This window comes from Labilibaculum filiforme (assembly GCF_002843315.1).
Lineage (GTDB): Bacteria > Bacteroidota > Bacteroidia > Bacteroidales > Marinifilaceae > Labilibaculum > Labilibaculum filiforme.
Genome location: NZ_MVDD01000007.1, coordinates 116,744 through 138,069 on the forward strand (window position 1 = coordinate 116,744; position 21,326 = coordinate 138,069).

A 21,326-nucleotide genomic window follows, 5' to 3' on the forward strand; every position below is an offset into this window, starting at 1 on the left:
ACATTCTCCACCCACATTTTTCAGTTAAATTCTAGTTAACAAACTAAAAAACATTACAAGAATATGAATTTAATTTCAGGAAACCTCAATCTGGCGCAGTTAAGATTGAAAAAATCAATAATCATGTTGATTATAGCGCTGTTTGGAGGGATTACACCCATATTTTCACAGAAAATATCGGTTAATTTCAAGAACTTAACATTAAAACAAGCTGTTGAAGTTCTACAATCGAAGCACAACTATTCTTTTTCTATGAATACCAGTGATATAGATATGAATAAACGTGTTGATTTCAAAGCAAAAGATGTAGAATTAACAGACGTTTTAAATAGAATATTTGAAGGACAAGGCTTTGAATGCTTTGTGAAAGATAATATTATTACTGTTGCTAAGAAAGATCCTAATAAGAAAGCTGCCACAGTAAAAAAGAGAGTTAAACTTCAAGGTAAGGTTGTAGATGATTCCGGTGAAACCATTATAGGTGCATCGGTAAGTATCAAAGGAACCACCAATGGTACAATTACAAATATTGATGGAGAATTCGAATTGCAAGGAAACACTTCAGAAGTATTGACCATTACTTTTATTGGATACGAAGCTCAGGAATTTGTTGTTGCAAAAGAGCAGTACTTTAATGTTGTGTTGCTTCCGTCGGTAGTTGGATTGAACGAGGTTGTTGTTACTGCCCTTGGAATCAAGCGCGCAACAAAGGCTTTAAGTTATAATGTACAACAAGTATCTAGTGAAGATATCGTGTCGAACAAAGATGCCAACTTTGTGAATACATTGTCTGGAAAAGTTGCGGGTGTTAATATCAATAGCAGTTCCTCAGGTGTTGGAGGAGCAAGTAAAGTTATTATGCGTGGAACGAAAACGATTGCTCAGTCGAGTAACGCATTGTATGTGATCGATGGTGTACCCATGTTTAATTTTGGAGGTAATGGAGATACTGAATTTGGATCTAATGGATCTACAGAAGCCATCGCAGATATCAACCCCGAAGATATTGAAAGTGTATCGGTTCTAACCGGAGCTGCTGCCGCTGCTCTTTATGGTAGTCATGCATCGAATGGTGCAATTGTGATTACAACCAAAAAAGGGAAAGCTGGATCAACTTCTCTAACCATAACTAGCAATGTTGAAATAATGCAAACCTTTGCATTACCAAATTTCCAAAACTCTTATGGTACGGGAGATTTAAGTTCTGATGTGCAAGTTTTAGATAAAAGTTGGGGACACAAATTGAACGATGCAAATAAAATGGGTTATTCTCCAAAGAATGATTTCTTTGAAACAGGAATGGTGTTTACTAATTCTATGTCTTTCTCTACCGGGACAGATAAAAACCAAACCTATTTATCGGCAAGTACTATTAATTCAGAAGGTATTGTACCAAATAATAGTTACGATCGTAACAATTTTACTTTTAGAAATACTACCAGCTGTTTAGAGGATAAACTAACAATCGATTTTGGCGGTTCTTACATTAAGCAAGAAGATGTTAACATGGTCAACCAAGGAGTTTATGCAAATCCATTGGTGACTGCTTATCTATTTCCTCGCGGTGATGATTGGAGTGATATAGAAATGTACGAACGTTACGACTCTTCTCGTAAAATAAATACTCAGTATTGGCCGCAAGGACTTGATGAGTTTGCCGGACAAAATCCATATTGGATTGCTCACCGAAACTTGCGTAAAAACAAAAAAGATCGTTACATGTTGAATGCTGGTTTTAGCTACGATGCATTAAACTGGTTAAATTTTGCCGGTCGTGTACGAATTGACAATTCAACAAATGATTTTACTGAAAAATTATACGCAACTTCTAACAGAACTCTTACCGAAGGATCAAATAATGGTCTTTACGGAATTGCGAGAAGTGAAGCAAAACAGACTTATGCCGATTTCCTTGTAAACATCAACAAGAACTTTACTGAAGACTTCTCATTTCAGGCAAATATCGGCCTTTCATACTCCGATATGAAAGAAGATGCAATGACAAACCGAGGACCAATTCGTGCCGATGGAATTCCAAATTTATTTAATGTATTTCAATTGGACGATGTAACCACAAAACGAGAGCAATCAGGATGGCACGATCAAACCAAATCTGTTTTTGCAAGTGCTGAATTGGGTTATAAAGGAGCTTACTACCTCACTCTTACAGGTCGTAACGACTGGGCTTCTCAATTGGCAGGACCACACTCAAACGAAAGTTCCTTCATGTATCCATCTATTGGTACTTCATTTGTACTTTCAGAGATATTTGAATTACCTAAACAAATTCAGTATGCTAAGCTTAGAGCTTCATATGCATCTGTAGGTCTTCCTTTTGCACGATTTTTGGCCAGTCCAACCTATGCATGGGACAATGCCAATAAAGTATGGCAAACAAAAACACATTATCCACTTTTCAATCTTAAACCAGAAAGAACTCAATCCTGGGAAGTTGGTTTAACTACCAAATTGTTGAAACATTTCGATTTGGATATGAGTTTATACAGTACCAAAACCTTTAATCAAACTTTTGATCCTCAAATATCTGTTTCTTCGGGTTATTCAACTTTGTATGTTCAAACCGGTAGTGTTAAAAACCAAGGTATTGAACTTGCGTTAGGCTATCAAAATACATGGAATAACTTTACATGGAGTTCTAACTTCACTATGAGTTCAAACGAAAATGAGATTTCAGAATTGGTAGACAACTATGTTCATCCCGAAACAGATGCTGTTATCACAAAAGACCGTTTGGATATTGGTGGTTTGTCAAATGCTAGATTCATTTTGAAAAAAGGTGGTGGCCTTGGAGACTTGTATTCAATTGCAGATTTAAAACGTGATAGTGAAGGAAAAGTTTTCGTGGATCCGAATGGTAATGTTGCTGCTGAATACAATGTTGATGATATTAAACTGGGATCGGTATTTCCTGATGCTAATTTAGCATGGAGAAATGATTTTAAATACAAGGGTTTTAGACTTGGGTTTATGATTTCAGCTCGTTTAGGTGGTATTGTTTACTCTGCAACTCAGGCTACCTTAGATCGTTACGGTGTTTCAGAAGCTTCGGCTAACGCTCGCGATAATGGAGGAGTTCTTATTAATGATGGCGATATCGTGGATGCTCAAAAATGGTATACTACCATTGGAGCTAAATCGGGCATTCCACAATTCTACACTTACAGTGCTACAAACGTGCGTTTACAAGAAGCCAGTATTGGTTATACATTAACCAAAGACAAGTTGAATAATTTCGCTGACGTAACATTCACATTAGTTGGAAGAAACTTATTCATGTTTTACAATAAGGCTCCTTTCGATCCTGAATCAGTTGCTTCAACTGGTAATTACTACCAGGGAATAGACTATTTTATGATGCCAAGCCAACGCAGTTATGGTTTCAATGTAAGAGTTAAATTCTAAGCAATTCAAACGTAATAATTATGAAAAAATCAATTATAAATTTGTTGTTTTCTGCTTCGATTTTATTGACTACTTCTTGTACTTCAAATTTCGAAGAATACAACACCAATCCATACGATGCCAACGATGACCAAATGCAATACGATGCATATAGTTTAAGGGCAGCAATGGTGGCCATGCAGGGTTATGTAATTCCTGCTGATGTAAATTTAAATCAATTTACCGAATGTTTACTTGGGGGATCTTTTGGAGGATACCTTGCAGATTCAAATACAGGATTTGTCGGAAAAAATTATGCAACCTATAATCCAGAACAACACTGGATTCAAGTGCCTTTTAACGATATTATTCCTAAAATTTATGCCAACCAAACTCAATTAAAGAATGTGACCACCGATCCAATTCCTCTGGCAGTAGCAGATATCATTAAAGTAGCTGCAATTCACCGGATCACGGATATTTACGGACACATTCCTTATTCAAAAATTGGAGTTGATGGCAAATTGGAAGCTGCCTACGATTTACAAGAAGATGTATACAGTAAAATGTTGGAAGAATTAGATCATGCAATTGAGGTTTTAACACCAAATCAAACCTCTGACTTTAGCCCTTACGCAGATAAAGTGTATGGTGGAAAAGTCTTAAACTGGATCAAATTTGCCAACTCATTAAAGTTGCGCTTGTCCATGCGAATTGTTTATGCGAATCCAGCTCTAGCTCAAACGAAAGCCGAGGAAGCCGTAAATCACGAAGTGGGAACTATGTTATCTAACGATGACAATGCTTACAATACCGTTTCTAAATCTCCATTTAGAGTAGTTATGTTCGAATACAACGGTGGTGATTCACGTGTTTCGGCAGATGTTACTTCTTATATGAATGGATATGCAGATCCACGAAGAGAAAAGTATTTCACCATGAGTACTTTTGAAGATACCGATAATGCCGCATTCGATAATGGATACTATGGTTTACGATCAGGAATTAATATTGCTTCATCGGCAACTGCTCACAAGTACAGTAATATGAACATTCCAGAATCATACAATAAGTTACTTTGGATGAATGCTGCTGAAAGTGCATTCTTAAAAGCCGAAGGTGCTTTGCGCGGATGGAATATGGGTGGTTCTGCCAATGATTTTTATACGCAGGGCATCGAACTTTCATTTAATCAATGGGGCGTTTCAGGTGCTGGTGCTTATGCAGAAAATGCAACCAGTATTCCTGAAAATTATAAAGATCCTCTTGGAGCTAACGACAATTCAGGCGTTCCTGCATCAATTACTATTAAATGGAACGATGCTGATGATTTCGAACTTAATTTAGAACGTATCATTACTCAGAAATGGATTGCCAATTTCCCATTAGGACATGAGGCCTGGTCAGAATTTCGCCGTACTGGATATCCACGCTTGATGGAAGCACCATACAACCAAAGCAATGGTATTGTTGATGGTACTGAAATGGCTCGTCGTTTACCTTATCCTTTGCGCGAGTACAAAGAAAACAGTGACAATTTGCAGGATGCCATTGACAATTTGGGTGGCCCCGATAATATGGCTACTAAAGTATGGTGGGATTGTAAGAATAAAAACTAGCAGAACATGAAGAATATATCAAAATATAAGTTTGCACTATGCGGAATGGGTCTGATTGCTTCATTTCTGTTGACCTCTTGTGACGACTGGACAGATAATGAGTCATTGGATATCAACCAACCAGGTATCGAAGATGAAAATCCTGCACTTTATGCAGATTATTTGGAAAGCCTGAGAACCTATAAGGAATCTAATCATAAAACCATTTTTGTGAGCTTCGATAATAAGGAAAAACAACCTTTTAACCGTGCTCAGCACATCAATGTGATTCCCGACAGTACTGATATTGTTTCGATACTTTACCCGAACAATCTGGTGGACAGAGAAATAGAAGAAATCAGTGAAACTAGAGAGAATAAAGGAACCAAATTTGTGTTCACCCTTAGTTTCGATGCCATTAAACAAAGCTATACTTTGCTAAAAGATGCAGAGAACAAGGCGAAAGAAGACGGCATAGAGATAACATCTCCACTACCAACTTTCATCAACTATATGGTAGACAGTTTGCACAACTCTTTTTCTTTAGTGAACAAATACAATTACGATGGTGTTTGTTTTGCCTACGAAGGGAAAAGCATTCTTCACATGACAGAGATCGAAAAAACAGAGTACAAAAGTTATCACAATGCCTTTATTGGAATTTTGAAAGATTGGAGTTCCAGAAATGAGGATAAAATGGTCCTGTTTCAGGGAAAACCGCAAAATCTTTTAGACAAGAGTTTTCTGCCTGATTGCAAATACATTATTATTCCATGTGCAACTGCTGGTAACGCTTCCAAATTAAGCTACAATATTTATTCTGCAGCTGTAGCCGGAGTACCTACCGACAGATTTATTGTTGCAGTAGGAACAATTTCTCTTGATCCTGCGGATATGAAGACCGGATTTTGGGCCGATGGCGAAACTCATTCGATTACAGGAACCTCGGTTTGGGTTGCTGCTGAGCATGAAGGATTCTCTGTTGTTGGTATGGGGATATATAATGTGAGTAATGATTTCTTTAGTCCGGAACGTATATATCATTATACCCGAATGGCGATAGATAACATTAATCCATCACTTAAAAATTAAACTGAAATGAAACACTATATTTTATATACAGCTTTATTCTTGATGCTCTTTTCATTTGGCTGCGATGGCTCGGATGATGATTTCGACAATAAAGTATATGTTAGTAGTTCTTCTAAAACTAGCGAGTTATTAGTAAAAGCAGGAGTGAATGATATTGAAAAAAACATTCAGGCCGCTATTGCGAAACCAAGCATAGAGGATATTGTTGTGAATTACAGCATTGATCCTGCTTTGGTGGCTACTTATAATCAGGCCTATTACGACAATGCTGTAATGTTGCCTGCAGAAAACTATTCACTACCTGAAAACACAGTTACCATTACAGCAGGAAATGTTTTATCTAAAGAATTAAAAATTCTTTTTATGGATTTGAGTCTGCTAGATCGCGAAATTGTATATGTTTTGCCAGTGACCATGGATAGCAATGATATTGATGTGTTGAAAAGTGCTAAAACATTGTACTATGTAATTAAAGGTGCTGCCTTAATTAATGTTGTAGCCGATATTGAGGAGAATTATTTAACCATCAACTGGACAAATCCTGATGTGTGCAACAACTTATCGCAATTAACAATGGAAGCATTGGTTCGAATTAGCAATTTCGACAGAATGATCAGTACACTAATGGGTATTGAAGGGCAATTCTTAATTCGTTTAGGAGATGCCGGATTCCCAAGCAATCAAATTCAGGTAGCAACAAGCAATGGTAATTTTCCTGATGGAGATACTAATAAAGGATTGCCAACCAACGAGTGGGTACACATTGCACTAACCTACGATTCTGCAACAGGAGAAATGATTGTTTATGTGAACGGAAGTAAGCAGTCTGAAACTACCAAATCTTTAGGAGATGTGAACCTTGGAAAAGGTGGAACAAGCGGATTCTGCATTGGTCGTTCATGGGCTGATGAAAGATACTTGGCAGGTGAAATCTCGGAGTGTAGAATTTGGAATGTAGTTCGCAGTAAAGAGGAAATCGCTGCAAATCCGTACTATGTTAATCCAGCTTCGGAAGGTTTGGTTGCCTATTGGAAATTTGATGATGAATCTGCTCTATCGATAGAAGATCATACTGGAAATGGAAATAATGCAGTCGCAAATTCTACTTTACGATGGACTCCGGTTACATTACCTGAACCAGGCGAGTAATTGAGTTGTAATTAAAAACTGAAAAATGATGAAATATAATATATCATTCAAAAGAAATTTAATACTTACTGTCGCAATTGCAGTAATGGGCTTTTTTACCGCCTGCGACGATAGTATTGATGTTACAAGTGTAGATGAAAATCAGTACACTACAAGCTCCGATGCAATTGCTTACCTAGTGAACAATGCAGGAAAACGAGAAAGCTCATTGGTAGAATTTCGCAATCAAGGGCAGGCAGAAATGTATTTGTCCACTTCAAAAAATGCCGAAACCGATGTTGTAGCCAATTTAAAATTCGAAGAAAAATTACTTCAAGTTTACAATGATGAAAACAACACAGATTATGCTTTATTTCCTAAGGATTTGGTAAGCTTCGGAAGTGATTTTCAACTAGTAAAAGGAAGCAATAAATCTGAAAAAACATTGGTTAACTTCATTACCTCCGATGCTTTACAAGCTCAGAAAACTTATGTAATTCCTGTTCGTGTAGAAGTAAAATCGGGAAACATGAAATTATCTGAAAAAGAATCAACTTATCTAATTTTTGTAAAGGATTTTAGTACAGTTCCTACTGTTGATAAAGCTAGTGGAATAAAGATTATCAGCTGTATGGAAGTGAACGATACCAATCCACTAAACAACTTGTGTTTCACTCTAAAAGAAAGCGGTAAACCTCTAATCGATATTGTAATTTTATTTTCTGCGAACATCAATTACAATAATGAAACGGGTAAGGTATACATATACAATAACCCAAATGTTCAGCACATTTTAGATAACCGAGAAAAGTATTTGAAGCCTTTGCAAGACAGAGGAATGAAAATCGTACTGGGTATTTTGGGAAATCACGATCGTGCCGGAGTTTCCAATTTGGCTGATGAAACAGCAAAAGTGTTTGCTCAGGAATTAAAAGTAGTTTGCGATTCATATCACTTAGATGGAATTTTTATTGATGATGAGTATTCAGCCTATCAAAACCCAGTGCCTGTAGGATTTGTATCTCCATCGTCAGCAGCAGCTTCTCGTCTTTGTTTCGAAGCAAAACTAGCGATGCCCGATCGTTTGGTTTGTTCGTATGCTTACGGATCTACTTCCTCTTTACCAGATATTGATGGTCAGCAATCGGGTACCTTTGTTGATTATGGTATTCATGATTATGGCGGGAGTTCAGATTTAAGTACTAACTACCCGGGAATGCCAAAAGCAGGAATGGCTCTATATTCACAGGAATTCAGTAGAGGTTATTGGACACTAGATTCGAATTTAGAAAACATGCGAAACGATGGTTATGGCGCTCACATGATTTTTGCTATGGACCCTTTCCGAAGCAATTTTGATCGCCAGAAACAAGCAATGGAAAGTATTGCCGACAAGCTGTTCGATGACGAATTGGTTTACAACGAAAACCCATATAAAAAAGACTGGTAGACAAAATAAAGGAGTATTTAAGCACTCTTTTTACAGAATAATATTGTTTAAGTTTCCCTCAGGTGATCGCGCCTGAGGAAACTATTAAAATTTAATGATGAAGATGTAAAATATGTCGAAAGACAATTCAATCAACTTGAATGGTTTTACAGTTTGAATTTGAAAATCTTAAATTAAAACAGATGAAATTACTTAATAAACTGTTGTTCTTGCTAATCATGGTTTTGCCTTTGGGCTTTACCTCTTGCGACGACAATGATGATGATAATGATATTCTACCAACAGAAGAAGTTCCTGAATTGGTTCTTGAAAAATCAACAGTAGATATTGAGGTTGCTAATATCAGTAATGTAAATATTACACAAGGAGGTGGAGAATACCATGCTTTTTCTTCCAATCCAGATGTTGTTTCAGTAATACTGGAAGATAATATTTTAAAATTAAGCGCCTTAAAAAGAGGACGTACTTCCATAGTAATCTCCGATAAAAATAGCCAATACAAAGAACTAAGTGTAGTGGCTTTTTACAACACATTAAGCATCGAAAATAGTGAAATTAATGTGGAAATACCTTTAGGGCATTCTAAAACCATGAGAATTCCAATTACACAAGGCAATGGCGATTATAAGGTAAACACCGAAAGTGAAATTGTATCGGCAAGCATCGAAAATGATAGTGAGATTGTTATTGTTGCCAACAAAGAGGGAAAAGCAACGATTACTTTGACAGATTCTTATGGTTTATCATTGAGTATTCCTGTAACAATTAGTACCACTACAATTCCTTATAATACCGCCGAACTAGAAGAAATAATGGCCAATGAAGAAAGTCGTTATATCTATAACACGAAAGACATGCACGAGTATTATTTAAGTGAAGTTAGCACAAATGTGGATGGAACAACAATGATTGGCTTGGATAGTAGTTACGGTTATTACTACAAAGTTTATTTCTCTGGAGACAAATCGCCTGGGGTTAAAGCAAATGGAAGATTAGATATCTGGCTTTATTTTGCACAGATTAAATTAAACGAGTCTGTTAGCGTAGAAATCATCAAAAATGATGGCACTAAAGTTTGGGGGGTATACTCCTACATAAGGGATGAGAAATTAAATTTTGGTCATTTCTGTCAAAGTATAAATCTTTGATTTAAGCACTAAATACAAATTAAAACAAGGGCAATCAGCTTTTAAACCATTGCCCTTGCTATTCTCTTTTAAAAGTATTGGCTCAGCCTAACTTTTATCCAAGCTCATTAAAATATATCCTCAATTAAGTTGTGATTTTGGAGGATAGTAAGAATTAAAATTTGAGTTTTAGCATTTCACTTATTTTAGTTCGGGTTAACAATGAACGAGGACAGAGTCTGAACGAATATATTACAAAATGGTAAGAGTTCATTCTCTGTTCTCTTTTTTTATCAATGAAAACTGCAAGCATGAATTATTGTTAGGTTATTAAATAACAGCACGATAATTAATACCGTTTATTTTAAAGCAATAAACAGTAGCATATAGAAAAGGCTCAATAAATCAAATTATTGAGCCTTTTCTATTTTTTATTAAATGCCTATTCAGCCGTGCTAAGTTCGCTAGCTTTTCGTTTTAGTTCTTTATTCCAACTGTTTAATCCACCTTTTAAATGTGCTGTTCTGTAAAATCCAGCTTTACGCAGGTAATTTCTTACTTGTTTGCTTCGAAATCCTACATGACAGAAAATCACCATATCCTTATCTTTAGGCAGAAGAGGAAGCTTATCGGGAATTTGGTTTGCAGAAATGTGCATGGCACCTTTAATCCCCTCTTTCGCCAATTCATTATCATCTCGAACATCAATCAGCAAAATATCTTTTCGCTTCTCCATTTCGTTCATTAACTCAAGAGCAGTGTAACTTGTTTTGGGGCCGTTATCATTATTTTTAAAAAAGAACATATGCTTATATTTTAAATTAACTAATTGTAGTATCCATAATCCCTTCTCATTAGCAATATCGATAAAGGGTTTAACAAATATAGAAAAATATGCCACTCTCCATCATCCAATAACCAAAATATGATCGCGTAGAAACTTAAAGTTTGTTAAAACAAGCTACTGCTCCATAAAAATAAAAAACCTACCAGTGTACTTCACCAATAGGTTCCTTTATCCCATATAATTATATTTTATTTGGATGCCTTTTGCATTTTAATCACCAAAATTCGCAATAGCTCATCACTTTCATTCCTCCAGCCATGTCCACAGTTCGCAGGACTCTCGATTAAGGTATCTGCTTCCACATCCCTGCTCTCCTCGCCTATTTCCACAATTCCTTTCCCCTCCAAAACAAAAAAACAAACATCAAGAGGAGCAGCATGCTTAGTAATAATATCACCAGGTTTTAAACTTAGGTGTACCATCATCATGTGTTCACTTTGGTAAAACTTTCTGGCCTCAACACCATGACCATTTACAAATGCTTCGGTTTCAAATATTCTCCTTACTTCCATAACTTACTGTATTTGCCTAATTAATAACTAACTGTGGTAAAGATCCACTTCCTTCCATAAAGAAACAGTACCATATGTTACACTAAGCAACTAAAAACACCAAATTGTCATGGAAGTTGACCTTCAGCTTGAAAGCTTAGTTCAATTAAAAAACACCAGCCAGCCAATGCAATTTTTCTTGCTCAAAAAATAAATACGTAAATTTAATCGGCTTGCTTACTTGGCGCATTGATAAGGAATAATATTTAATCGCCCACGAAAACTTAGCAAGACCGCTATTCACAAGCAGTCAACCGCGATGAATACCATATTTTCCTTTTTTAATACAATAATTCAAATGAAAATTTTTTCTTTCTTGTACCGCAATACCAAGTAATTAGGAATTGAAATTATGGTACAAGGATTTTAACCATTCTTTCGGCTTATGATCCTAAAAACAACAATAAAAATTGTAGTAATATTAAATTTAAAAAAATAAATCATGAAAAAAATAATTTTAATTTTGGCAGTTGTCGCAGGAGTTCTAGGAGCCTGTGCACCAAAAGAAAAAGGAGAAACATCCAAAGTTTCTGTTGGTAATCAAATCATCGAAGATTTAAACAGTCGCTATACATCAAAAGCTTACGATAATACAAAACGCGTTTCACCTGAAGATTTGGCAACCATAGAAGAAGTATTGCGCTTATCGCCTTCCTCTATCAACTCACAGCCGTGGAAATTTATCGTTATTAAAAGCGATGAAGCAAAACAACGTTTAGCAGGCACTTTTGAAAAGTATAAATTCAATCAACCACACGCTACAAACGCTTCAGAAATTATTCTTTTTGCCAATAAAGTGCATTATAGCAAAGAGGATTACAAAAAACGATTAGATGCTGATATGGCTGCCGGACGCTTGAATCAAAAAGGATATGATAAACAACTTGAAGGAGCATTCGTATTTGCTGAAATGGTGGCTGATGAAAATGGAAACAATGGACATTGGACAAAAGCACAATCTTACATTGCTTTGGGTAATGTGCTGCACACATTAGCACGCCTGAATATCGATTCTACTCCAATGGAAGGTGTTGACAATGAAGAAATTCAAAAAGAATTTGCCAAAGAGTTAGGCGATGATTATGAATGTACTTTTGCTTTAGCAATTGGTTATCACGAAGATGGAAAAGATTATAACTCTAAATTGCCTAAATCACGTATGGCAAAAGAAGATGTGATTATTGAACTTTAATTGAATTAAAAACATTTTTAAATTGTATGTAGAGGCAGTTCCTGAATTGTCTCTACATTTTTTTTCTTAAAATTTTGTCGTCTAAAGTAAATTCCCAAAAATGAAAATAATCTTAATGGCAAGAAGTTCTAATCGAATTGGAAAGCTTGTATGAATAAAATAAAACTAGCACTCGCTGTGTCAATTACTGTTATCACAATAATTTGGTTGTTGACAAATACATTATTGTATATTCCGTTTGATTCCAACTTGTTTACTAAGAGTTTGGATCAATATACCGGAATTATAGCTTTTTCTGCTATGACTTTTTCAATGCTATTGGCAACTCGTCCCCTATGGATTGAAAAACGCCTGGGCGGACTTGATAAAACTTACCGTCTGCATAAATGGCTCGGTATTCTTGCATTCTCGTTTTCTATTATGCACTGGTTAGTGTCAAAATTGCCACAATGGTGGTCGCATTTAGATCGATTAATAATTTTGGATGCTATCTCTGGAGCCACCGAGGATTTAACCGTTGAACCTGGCGTATTTGAAAAGTTTTTGGAATCTCTTGAATCTACAGCTCTTCATGTAGGTGAGTACGCTTTTTATTTAACCGTTTTGTTTCTAATTATGGCCTTGCTAAAGAAGATACCCTATCGTTTTTTTGCAAAAACTCACATTGCAATGGCAGTAATTTATTTGGCCTTGGTTTTTCATTCTTTTGCACTAATGTATATCGATTATTGGACGGAACCCATTGGTATAAGTATGGCAATTATGATGATAGCAGGAACAGTTTCTTCGTTTATTGTTCTTTTGGGACAAGTGGGCAAGAAACGAAAATCTGAAGGTTCTATTCAGTCTATCAACACATATCCCGACATGAATATGTTAGAATTAATAGTAAAAAGCGATAAATGGAAAGGACACAATGAAGGGCAATTTGCATTTCTGAAATTTGAAAAGAAAGAGCCACACCATCCTTTTACAATCAGTTCGGCTTGGGATAAAAAGACCAAAAATATCAGCTTTACCATTAAGGCTCTTGGAGGTTATACTAATAATTTGGCTAATAAATTAAAAATCGGCGACTCGATAATACTCGAAGGTGCTTATGGCAATTTTACTTTTAACGACAAAAAAGAAAGTCAAATATGGATAGCTGGAGGTGTTGGTATCACTCCGTTTTTAGCACGAATGGAACGTTTAGCACAAGTGAATAATAAGCAACAAATTGATTTTTTCTACTCAGCAATGAAATTAGATTCTAATTTCAAGAAAAAGTTAGAGCAAGTCTCAGCAGAAGCCAACATCAATTTACACTTATTTGAAACCTCTAAATCAGCTCTAATTTCAGGAGAACACATCCGAAATTCTGTTTTGAATTGGAAATCTGCAAGTGTTTGGTTTTGCGGTCCCTCAAAAATGGGGAAATCAATAAAGAAAGACTTTAAAAGAAATGGACTTCATTCAAAGTTTCATCAGGAATTATTTGAGATGCGCTAATTTATTTGAGAAGATGGCGAATGAAACTTTGTTGAATCATTAACAAAGGGAAATTAGCTAAAGTCTAACACACATTTTTCTGCTATTAATTCAGAGTAAGAAATGGACAAAATTTAGAACATCGTGACATAATCGAAACTATTTTAGCAAAAAGTTAACGATAAAACGACAAAGGAAAATTTAGTTTTAAATAAGAATAAGGTATTTAACAAATAAAGCGGATAGTGGGATAGTGGGTTATTGAGCTGGAACACCGCCGTAGCTTTTTAAGAATAAAACAAAAACGGCAACGCCTAAAAATAACAAAGCCCCAACTCGTAGAATTGGGGCTTTATAAATTTACTTAGAGATCTCTTCTCAGTTCAACCCTTTCTAATTATTTTATAACGCTTCCAGTTTTATTAAAAAAAAACATATAAAGGCGATATGTTCCGGAAAGTTAAATCTCTCTAAGTTTAAAACTTAAATATACTGTCCTGTTGAATAATTTCAGATACATTAATAGTAGGCAATACGAATTGATTGAAAGGAGTATTTTCAGTTTTAGCATGTAATACACCTCGTGTGGTTCCAATGGTCAAAACAGTCATGTGTTGCATAAATCCATGAGGTGCAGTTAGAGAATTGTTCTCAGTATCTAGCATTTTCTCCCATGCATCTTCTCTTACATTAAAATGACAACCCGCTTCAATTATCAGAAATGCTTTTTCATTGCATTGAAATGTAAATAATGCAAAAACAGCAATCATTTTATTATCAGCATCGCAACCAAACCTTATATTAGTACCTAAACTAATATTTCCGTCGTTGGTATATGCGTCCTCAATTATTGCAAATTGTTCAGTGCTTACTTTCGCCAAAGCAAAACCAATTTCATTAGGTGTATTATCCATGAGTTCCGTCAGATATATAATTTGTATAATTTGGAGTTTTACCTACCAATTGGAAATCTAATTGTTTTATGGCAATAGGTTGCGCATTGTTTCGCTCCACCTTCTTATAAATAACAACTGGTGAAGGGTATTCTTGGAATACGTAAAAAGAGGGAACCTCCATTAATGAAACTCCTAGTACTCTTTCAATTTTACAAATAGTTTCGATGGTTAGGTTTTCTTTCCCTTTAACCACTTTATTAATGTATTGAGGCGTAACTCTCATTTCCTCAGCTAATCTTTTCTGACTCATTCCATTAACAGGCTTTTGCTTACGTATTTCTGATAAAATACGAATAGCAATGCTCGCAGATTTATCTAACCACGCTTTATTTTCGCGACGATATTTCGCCTTCTCCAACCAGCCAGATTTTTCTTTATTAACTAGTTTTTTGAAGTTTTGTAAATTTTCTTTTGGTTCCATGCTGTAAGGTTTGATTGGTCTAATCACTAGCATTAATCAAGATTAATATGAATGCTTAAAATAAGATATTTTTCTTATATCATTAATTATTCGTTAAGCATTTCTTTAAAGGAATCATCATCAAATACATTGTTTTCTTGCAAATATGATTTACATATTTCTAGCTTTGATAACTCGTTATCGGTGTGCTCTCTTTCATCCATTTTATGAGTGAGTTTAATAGCTCCTCCTGTAATGAGATAAACATCTTTGTCTATTCTAATAGCATATAAGCGTAACCATCTTCGTTTGGACTTTTGTTTTGATAAAGAAATTGTCTGGATTTCTTTATTATCTAAATTTCGAAATAAAGTTTCTAATTGTACAGGGCTTTCAGAAAGAGCATTGAATAAAGCATCACTAAGTTTTTCTGCTTCTTTTCTTGTTTCCTGGACTGCTTGTTCAATTGATAATTTAAAATAGCCTAAATCAGCTTCGTGCTCTTCAAAAAACTCATTAAGATGCTCGATATCATCCCATAAGTCGAAGAGTCTTTCCAACTCATCTTTACTTTCACCACTATATTTAGTAGCATATAAATTCTCCTCAAATATAGGAATGATTTCCATAAAATCAACTTGTAGGTTTACTTTTATCAATTATTTTTGATGAACGTCTTAAAATCTAGGCAACCAATACCTCAATAATTTCATTCCTTTTGTCACCAAAAAGTTGCCAAATTCATCCTTAGCATCAAAAGGCGGAAAATCAAGATCCTCAAAACACACAATTAGCTTCCACAAGCCTACTTAGTGTTCCGTCATAAAAAATCCTATTAATATTTTGATCTTAAAGATTATATCATATCTAACAGTACGCTTAATGCAAGAACATACTAAAGTAGCAAAAAAAATATACTTTACAATAAGTATATGATTTGAACATGAACAAATGCAAACTCTAGTGAAGAGAGATATGGAAAAAATAAATTACCACCTCTTTGCATTCACACATATTGCAGTTCACACAAACTTGCGCAAAGCCAAAAGTAGAATAGTAATGAAAAGATGTAATTTTTGGGCAAAAAAAAACGAAACCATGCAAGCATGATTTCGTCGTTTTTGAGGTCTCTGGCGGATTCGAACCGCCGTGGACGGTTTTGCAGACCGGTGCCTAGCCACTCGGCCAAGAGACCCTATCTACCGTAAAGGCGTTGCAAAGATATAAATTTCTGTTTTACTCCCGCAAACTTTTCTCCGCTTTTGTAATAAAAATATTACGATATTTTTGCAATGCCGACCTAATCAAAGAATTAACGAGATAAAGTTAGGCTCACTTTTTCTATTTGTCCACCCATTGGCGGGTTCATTTTCGATACTTTTACAGTTGCATGCACTAATTCTGGGAAGTTTTTATACAAAATATCCAAAATTCTCTCGGCAACATGTTCCAACAAATGAGATTTTACCTGCAATTGCTCCTTAATCATTTCGTAAGCACGCTGATAATTCAAAGCATCACCAATATAATCCGATTTTACGGCCTTTTCTGCATTGTATTCCATGCGCACATAAACGATAAACTTGTTACCAACAATTTGTTCTTCCTTAAAACAACCGTGATAGGCATAAAATTCCATGCCCTCTAATTCAATAATTCCCATGTGTTTTTTGTTGTAATATTGTTTGGCGAAATTAAACTACAAATCCCAAAATCCAAAACTCAACTCCCTAAATTACAAATTCGCACCCACAAATCTCATTACAATACTCCAAGAGCAATATTATTAATTGTTCTATTGCTAATTATTAATTGTTTTATCTACTTTTGTTTTTCGTTTCATAATGTAAGCGATCTATCAAATAATTGTACATTTAACAGATCGCATTTCGAATCGAAACGCAAGGCAGGATTCGGTTCCGAATCTTAGGCTAATACATGTATCATTTAAAATTGAGTAGTATGGATAACAAAAATGTAAAAGAAGAGAATGTTAACGAAAGTAAATCTCTTAATTTTATCCAGCAGATTATTGAAGAAGATCTGAAAAACAATGTGAATGATGGTAGAGTACACACCCGATTCCCTCCGGAACCAAACGGGTACTTGCACATCGGTCACGCTAAGTCGATATGCCTAAACTTTAGCCTTGCCCAGCAATATCAGGGAAAATGTAATTTACGTTTCGATGATACAAATCCTGTAAAAGAAGATACCGAGTATGTAAATTCCATTATGGATGACATTAAATGGTTAGGATTTCATTGGGATGGAGAACCTTTATATACTTCTGACTATTTTCAGCAATTGTACGATTGGGCTGTGAAGCTGATAACTGATGGCAAAGCCTATGTTGACGATCAAACTGCGGCACAAATTGCAGAACAAAAAGGCACACCAACAGTTCCGGGAACCGAGAGTCCATTTCGCAACCGAAGTGTAGAGGAAAATCTTGACTTATTCGCAAGAATGAAGAATGGAGAATTTAAGGACGGAGAAAAAGTACTTCGTGCAAAAATTGACATGACCTCTTCGAATATGCACCTACGCGATCCGTTGATGTATCGTATTATGCATGCACATCATCACCGTACTGGCGACCAATGGTGTATTTACCCAATGTATGATTATGCACACGGTGAGTCGGATTATATCGAGGGCATTACGCACTCAATTTGCACCTTGGAATTTGAGGTTCACCGCCCTTTATACGAATGGTTTGTTAGTAACCTAACCGAAACTGCCTACCGTCCAAAACAGCGCGAATTTGCCCGTTTAAACTTAAGCTATACTGTAATGAGTAAGCGTAAGTTGCTAGAATTGGTAAAAGACAATCATGTAAATGGATGGGATGATCCGCGTATGCCAACCGTATCTGGATTGCGTAGAAGAGGATTTACACCTGCTTCCATTCGTCATTTTGCAGATACTATTGGTGTTGCTAAACGAAACAACGTTATTGATGTTTCTCTTTTAGAACATTGCGTTCGTGAGGATTTGAACAAAACAGCTCCTCGTGTAATGGCGGTTTTAAATCCTGTGAAATTGATCGTGACCAATTATCCTGAAAATCAGGAGGAGTTTTTGAGTATTGAAAATAATCCTGAAGATCCAGAAAGTGGAAATCGTGAAATTCCTTTTTCTCGTGAATTGTATATCGAGAGAGACGACTTTTTAGAAGATGCGCCTAGAAAATTCTTTAGAATGACTCCAGGACAAGAGGTTCGACTAAAAGCTGCTTACATTGTAATGTGCGAAAAGGCAGTAAAAGATGCTGCCGGAAACATTACTGAAATTCACTGTACCTACGATGCAAAATCGAAAAGTGGTAGTGGATCGGAAGAAAGCAAACGCAAAGTAAAAGGAACACTTCATTGGGTTTCGGCCAAGCATGCTGCAAAAGCTGAGGTTCGTATTTACGATCGTCTTTTCAATCACGAAGCTCCTGATGCTCAGAAAGAAACTGATTTTAAAGAATTCATTAATCCTGATTCCCTTCAGATTTTAAATGAGTGTTACGTAGAGCCAAGCTTAAAAGATGCAAAAGCGGAAGATCATTTTCAATTTACCCGTTTGGGCTATTTCTCGGTAGATAAAGATTCTACCGCTGCAAAAATGGTTTTCAATCGTACCGTTTCCTTAAAGGATTCTTGGTCCAAGACACAAAAAAAATAATTGAATCAATTCCATTTATTTATATACAAACCTGTCAGAATGCATAATTCTGACAGGTTTTTTTATGTCCTACCAATTAATTTTTTAGCAATCTCTTTACTTTATAGTGTCTCCCTTTTTAGGTGAGATGTCCGACAGGACAGAGAACTGTTATGAACCAACACACCCTTTCGCCTCACGGCACTTTCCCTGCAAGGGAAAGACTCATTCCTTTAATTGGTACGGTATTATTGTGAAAAAACCACCTCCAAAACTGGAAGTGGTTCATATTGCTGAGAAGAAATCTCAATTATATTTTAATGGTTTCCAATGCATAATTTAAACGGGCAATGGTTTCCTTTTTTCCAAGTATTTCGATAATATCGAACATGTGCGGGCCTTTACCAGCTCCTACCATAGCCAAACGAAAAGGATTCATCACTTTTCCAAAACCAATTTCTTTGGCAGTGATCCATTCTTTTACCTGCTCTTCGGTATTCGCCGACGAAAAATCTTCAATTCCTTCCAGAATACCTTTCAATTCAATTACCAAAGCTGAAGTATCCTCTTTCCACCCTTTTTTCACGGTTTTTGCATCAAATTCTACAGGTGCTTCAAAAAAGTAGTTCACCTGCTCCCAAAGTTCCGAAACAAAAACAACACGATCCTTTACCATACCGCAAACACGGTTTACAATGCTTTGATCGGCCTGTATGCCTTTTAATTTTAATACCTGATCAGCAAACAAAGCTCCCACTTCCTCTTCCGACTTTTTAATTAGATATTGATGATTGAACCATTTCGTTTTTTCAGGATCGAATTTAGAACCTGATTTTCCAACGCGCTCCAACGAGAAAGCTTGAGAAAGCTCTTCCATTGAGAAGATTTCCTGTTCTGTACCAGGATTCCATCCCAGAAAAGCCAGCATATTTACAAAAGCTTCCGGAAAATATCCACCTTCGCGGTATCCCGATGAAATTTCATCTGTTTTAGGATCCTTCCATTCCAATGGAAAAACAGGGAAACCTAATTTATCGCCGTCTCGTTTGCTTAATTTCCCTTTTCCTACTGGTTTTAAAATCAATGGAAGATGAGCAAATTTAGGCATCTCATTATCCCAGCCAAAAGATCTGTATAGTAACACATGCAATGGCATAGATGGCAACCATTCTTCTCCGCGAATAACATGTGAAATTTTCATTAAATAATCATCCACCACATTTGCCAGATGATAAGTTGGCATACCGTCTGATTTAAACAATACTTTATCATCCAAAGCCGAGGTATTAAATACTACACGTCCACGAATTTCATCGCTTAACTGCAGTTCTTCGCCAACAGGCATTTTAAATCGTACTACATAAGCTTCGCCAGCTTCAATTTTCGCTTTAACTTCATCGGCTGGTAAAGCCAAAGAGTTATTTAAATTTTCGCGGGTTGCATAATTGTAGGTAAAAGTCTTCTTCTCTTCCTCGTGTTTAGCACGAATAGCATCCAATTCTTCGGGAGTATCGAAAGCAAAATATGCATTTCCCGAAGCAATCAACTGATCGGCATACTCACGATACATTAGCTTCCGCTCCGATTGGCGATAAGGACCATATTCACCACCTACGGTTGCTCCTTCATCAATTTGAATTCCACACCATTTTAACGACTCCGCAATATATGCTTCCGCACCCGGAACATATCTTGTTTGATCGGTATCTTCGATACGAAGCAAAAAATCACCATTGTGTTTTCTAGCAAATAAATAGTTGAAAAGGGCTGTTCTAACACCACCCATATGAAGAGGTCCTGTAGGACTAGGAGCAAATCGAACCCGTACTTTCTTATCGTTCATTATAATATCCTTTAATTTGACAACAAAGATAAGAAATAAGAAGAAAAGTAAAGGGGAGAAAAAAGCAGAAAATTAACTTAAAATAGAAAACGATTAATCATATCCTTTAAACCGCCAATATCAATAGGTTTGGATACAAAGTCATCACAACCGGCAGCCATTATTTCCTCGTAAGCTTCGCCATAATGATATGCAGTTTGTGCAATTATTGGCATTTCTTTATTTATTTTTTTGATATTTCTAGTTGCATCATACCCATTCATAATAGGCATTTGCATATCCATTAATACCAAATCTATCTCTGAATTGGATTGGATAAGGTCTACCGCTTCCTGTCCATCTCGGGCACGAATTATTTTGGCATTGGTATCCATGAGTATTTCTTCCAAAAATATGAAATTAAAATCCTCATCTTCCGCAACCAACAAAACTTTGCCTTCCCAGTTATAGTTTGTTGAAAAATTCATATTTAATTACTTCGTCTTATTGCTATTTATACTCTAAGTTAATTCAATTAATTATAACACAAAAAAGAATTTCCAAAGATATATAACTTTAGTTAAACAGTTGAGTAACTATGTAGGTTTTAGGCGTAACTATGTATCCTTTAAAATCA

General features: G+C 35.8%; 17 protein-coding genes and 1 tRNA gene. 9 read left to right on the top strand and 9 right to left on the bottom strand.

The features are described from left to right. Window positions 1-63: 63 nt before the first annotated feature. The 6 genes from BZG02_RS11255 (at window position 64) to BZG02_RS11280 (ending at window position 9,818) form a co-directional block, all read left to right on the top strand. Window positions 64-3,423, top strand: coding sequence for a SusC/RagA family TonB-linked outer membrane protein (locus BZG02_RS11255; protein WP_218972227.1), 3,360 nt, complete (start codon window positions 64-66; stop codon window positions 3,421-3,423). Window positions 3,424-3,443: 20 nt separating this feature from the next. Then, window positions 3,444-5,021: a RagB/SusD family nutrient uptake outer membrane protein gene (locus BZG02_RS11260; RefSeq protein WP_101261536.1), complete on the top strand. Its 1,578-nt coding sequence runs from the start codon at window positions 3,444-3,446 to the stop codon at window positions 5,019-5,021. Between the two features lie 6 nt (window positions 5,022-5,027). Continuing rightward, window positions 5,028-6,092 (top strand): glycoside hydrolase family 18, encoded by a 1,065-nt coding sequence (locus BZG02_RS11265; protein ID WP_101261537.1) that lies wholly within the window; start codon window positions 5,028-5,030, stop codon window positions 6,090-6,092. 6 nt (window positions 6,093-6,098) lie between these two features. Beyond that, complete coding sequence (locus tag BZG02_RS11270; protein WP_101261538.1) at window positions 6,099-7,241, top strand: DUF1735 and LamG domain-containing protein; 1,143 nt, start codon at window positions 6,099-6,101, stop codon at window positions 7,239-7,241. A 25-nt stretch (window positions 7,242-7,266) separates the two neighbouring features. Beyond that, the gene (locus tag BZG02_RS11275; protein WP_218972228.1) at window positions 7,267-8,670 is read left to right on the top strand and encodes a BT_3987 domain-containing protein; all 1,404 of its coding nucleotides are present in this window, start codon (window positions 7,267-7,269) and stop codon (window positions 8,668-8,670) included. Window positions 8,671-8,852: 182 nt separating this feature from the next. Further along, window positions 8,853-9,818: a hypothetical protein gene (locus BZG02_RS11280; protein WP_143470458.1), complete on the top strand. Its 966-nt coding sequence runs from the start codon at window positions 8,853-8,855 to the stop codon at window positions 9,816-9,818. A gap of 421 nt (window positions 9,819-10,239) precedes the next feature. On the opposite strand, the gene BZG02_RS11285 is transcribed toward BZG02_RS11280, so the two are convergent. Both BZG02_RS11285 and BZG02_RS11290 read right to left on the bottom strand, forming a co-directional pair. Beyond that, complete coding sequence (locus BZG02_RS11285) at window positions 10,240-10,602, bottom strand: rhodanese-like domain-containing protein (protein ID WP_101261540.1); 363 nt, start codon at window positions 10,600-10,602, stop codon at window positions 10,240-10,242. A 230-nt stretch (window positions 10,603-10,832) separates the two neighbouring features. Next, the gene (locus BZG02_RS11290; RefSeq protein ID WP_101261541.1) at window positions 10,833-11,156 is read right to left on the bottom strand and encodes a cupin domain-containing protein; all 324 of its coding nucleotides are present in this window, start codon (window positions 11,154-11,156) and stop codon (window positions 10,833-10,835) included. Window positions 11,157-11,637: 481 nt separating this feature from the next. On the opposite strand from BZG02_RS11290, the gene BZG02_RS11295 reads away from it, so the two are divergent. Both BZG02_RS11295 and BZG02_RS11300 read left to right on the top strand, forming a co-directional pair. Beyond that, a complete protein-coding gene (locus BZG02_RS11295; RefSeq protein ID WP_101261542.1) occupies window positions 11,638-12,387 on the top strand; it encodes a nitroreductase family protein in 750 nt (249 codons plus the stop codon). Window positions 12,388-12,537: 150 nt separating this feature from the next. Continuing rightward, window positions 12,538-13,878 carry a ferredoxin reductase family protein gene (locus BZG02_RS11300; protein ID WP_101261543.1) on the top strand — a complete coding sequence of 447 codons (1,341 nt, stop codon included), beginning with the start codon at window positions 12,538-12,540 and terminating at the stop codon, window positions 13,876-13,878. Between the two features lie 455 nt (window positions 13,879-14,333). Here BZG02_RS11300 and BZG02_RS11305 read toward each other — a convergent pair whose 3' ends face one another. The 5 genes from BZG02_RS11305 to folB all read right to left on the bottom strand — a co-directional run bounded on the left by BZG02_RS11305 (window position 14,334) and on the right by folB (window position 16,876). Further along, on the bottom strand, window positions 14,334-14,771 hold the full coding sequence (locus BZG02_RS11305; RefSeq protein WP_101261544.1) for a hypothetical protein: 438 nt from the start codon (window positions 14,769-14,771) through the stop codon (window positions 14,334-14,336). Then, entirely contained in the window at window positions 14,764-15,234 is a 471-nt protein-coding gene (locus BZG02_RS11310) for a helix-turn-helix transcriptional regulator (RefSeq protein WP_101261545.1), read from the bottom strand. The genes BZG02_RS11305 and BZG02_RS11310 overlap by 8 nt, the downstream gene beginning before the upstream one ends. Window positions 15,235-15,320: 86 nt before the next feature. Then, the gene (locus BZG02_RS11315) at window positions 15,321-15,842 is read right to left on the bottom strand and encodes a hypothetical protein (RefSeq protein ID WP_101261546.1); all 522 of its coding nucleotides are present in this window, start codon (window positions 15,840-15,842) and stop codon (window positions 15,321-15,323) included. A gap of 495 nt (window positions 15,843-16,337) precedes the next feature. Further along, window positions 16,338-16,408 (bottom strand) — tRNA-Cys (locus tag BZG02_RS11320). Window positions 16,409-16,525: 117 nt separating this feature from the next. Continuing rightward, window positions 16,526-16,876 (bottom strand): dihydroneopterin aldolase, encoded by a 351-nt coding sequence (gene folB / locus BZG02_RS11325; protein ID WP_101261547.1) that lies wholly within the window; start codon window positions 16,874-16,876, stop codon window positions 16,526-16,528. 299 nt (window positions 16,877-17,175) lie between these two features. On the opposite strand from folB, the gene BZG02_RS11335 reads away from it, so the two are divergent. Continuing rightward, entirely contained in the window at window positions 17,176-18,888 is a 1,713-nt protein-coding gene (locus BZG02_RS11335; protein WP_101261549.1) for a glutamine--tRNA ligase/YqeY domain fusion protein, read from the top strand. 289 nt (window positions 18,889-19,177) lie between these two features. Here the strand turns inward: BZG02_RS11335 and gltX are convergent, their stop codons facing one another. Continuing rightward, window positions 19,178-20,710, bottom strand: a complete 1,533-nt coding sequence (gltX, locus tag BZG02_RS11340; protein ID WP_101261550.1) for a glutamate--tRNA ligase — start codon at window positions 20,708-20,710, stop codon at window positions 19,178-19,180. Window positions 20,711-20,787: 77 nt separating this feature from the next. After that, window positions 20,788-21,177, bottom strand: coding sequence for a response regulator (locus BZG02_RS11345; RefSeq protein ID WP_101261551.1), 390 nt, complete (start codon window positions 21,175-21,177; stop codon window positions 20,788-20,790). Window positions 21,178-21,326 lie beyond the last annotated feature (149 nt).

What these genes read in the sequence shown, in the direction of transcription:
- BZG02_RS11260 (WP_101261536.1), top strand. Translation starts at nt 3,444, where the DNA reads ATGAAAAAATCAATTATAAATTTGTTGTTTTCTGCTTCGATTTTATTG.
- BZG02_RS11270 (WP_101261538.1), top strand. Translation starts at nt 6,099, where the DNA reads ATGAAACACTATATTTTATATACAGCTTTATTCTTGATGCTCTTTTCA.
- BZG02_RS11255 (WP_218972227.1), top strand. Translation starts at nt 64, where the DNA reads ATGAATTTAATTTCAGGAAACCTCAATCTGGCGCAGTTAAGATTGAAA.
- BZG02_RS11280 (WP_143470458.1), top strand. Translation starts at nt 8,853, where the DNA reads ATGAAATTACTTAATAAACTGTTGTTCTTGCTAATCATGGTTTTGCCT.
- gltX (WP_101261550.1), bottom strand. Translation starts at nt 20,710, where the DNA reads ATGAACGATAAGAAAGTACGGGTTCGATTTGCTCCTAGTCCTACAGGA.
- BZG02_RS11300 (WP_101261543.1), top strand. Translation starts at nt 12,538, where the DNA reads ATGAATAAAATAAAACTAGCACTCGCTGTGTCAATTACTGTTATCACA.
- BZG02_RS11345 (WP_101261551.1), bottom strand. Translation starts at nt 21,177, where the DNA reads ATGAATTTTTCAACAAACTATAACTGGGAAGGCAAAGTTTTGTTGGTT.
- BZG02_RS11305 (WP_101261544.1), bottom strand. Translation starts at nt 14,771, where the DNA reads ATGGATAATACACCTAATGAAATTGGTTTTGCTTTGGCGAAAGTAAGC.
- BZG02_RS11275 (WP_218972228.1), top strand. Translation starts at nt 7,267, where the DNA reads ATGATGAAATATAATATATCATTCAAAAGAAATTTAATACTTACTGTC.
- BZG02_RS11285 (WP_101261540.1), bottom strand. Translation starts at nt 10,602, where the DNA reads ATGTTCTTTTTTAAAAATAATGATAACGGCCCCAAAACAAGTTACACT.
- BZG02_RS11315 (WP_101261546.1), bottom strand. Translation starts at nt 15,842, where the DNA reads ATGGAAATCATTCCTATATTTGAGGAGAATTTATATGCTACTAAATAT.
- BZG02_RS11265 (WP_101261537.1), top strand. Translation starts at nt 5,028, where the DNA reads ATGAAGAATATATCAAAATATAAGTTTGCACTATGCGGAATGGGTCTG.
- BZG02_RS11310 (WP_101261545.1), bottom strand. Translation starts at nt 15,234, where the DNA reads ATGGAACCAAAAGAAAATTTACAAAACTTCAAAAAACTAGTTAATAAA.
- BZG02_RS11295 (WP_101261542.1), top strand. Translation starts at nt 11,638, where the DNA reads ATGAAAAAAATAATTTTAATTTTGGCAGTTGTCGCAGGAGTTCTAGGA.
- BZG02_RS11290 (WP_101261541.1), bottom strand. Translation starts at nt 11,156, where the DNA reads ATGGAAGTAAGGAGAATATTTGAAACCGAAGCATTTGTAAATGGTCAT.
- BZG02_RS11335 (WP_101261549.1), top strand. Translation starts at nt 17,176, where the DNA reads ATGGATAACAAAAATGTAAAAGAAGAGAATGTTAACGAAAGTAAATCT.
- folB (WP_101261547.1), bottom strand. Translation starts at nt 16,876, where the DNA reads ATGGGAATTATTGAATTAGAGGGCATGGAATTTTATGCCTATCACGGT.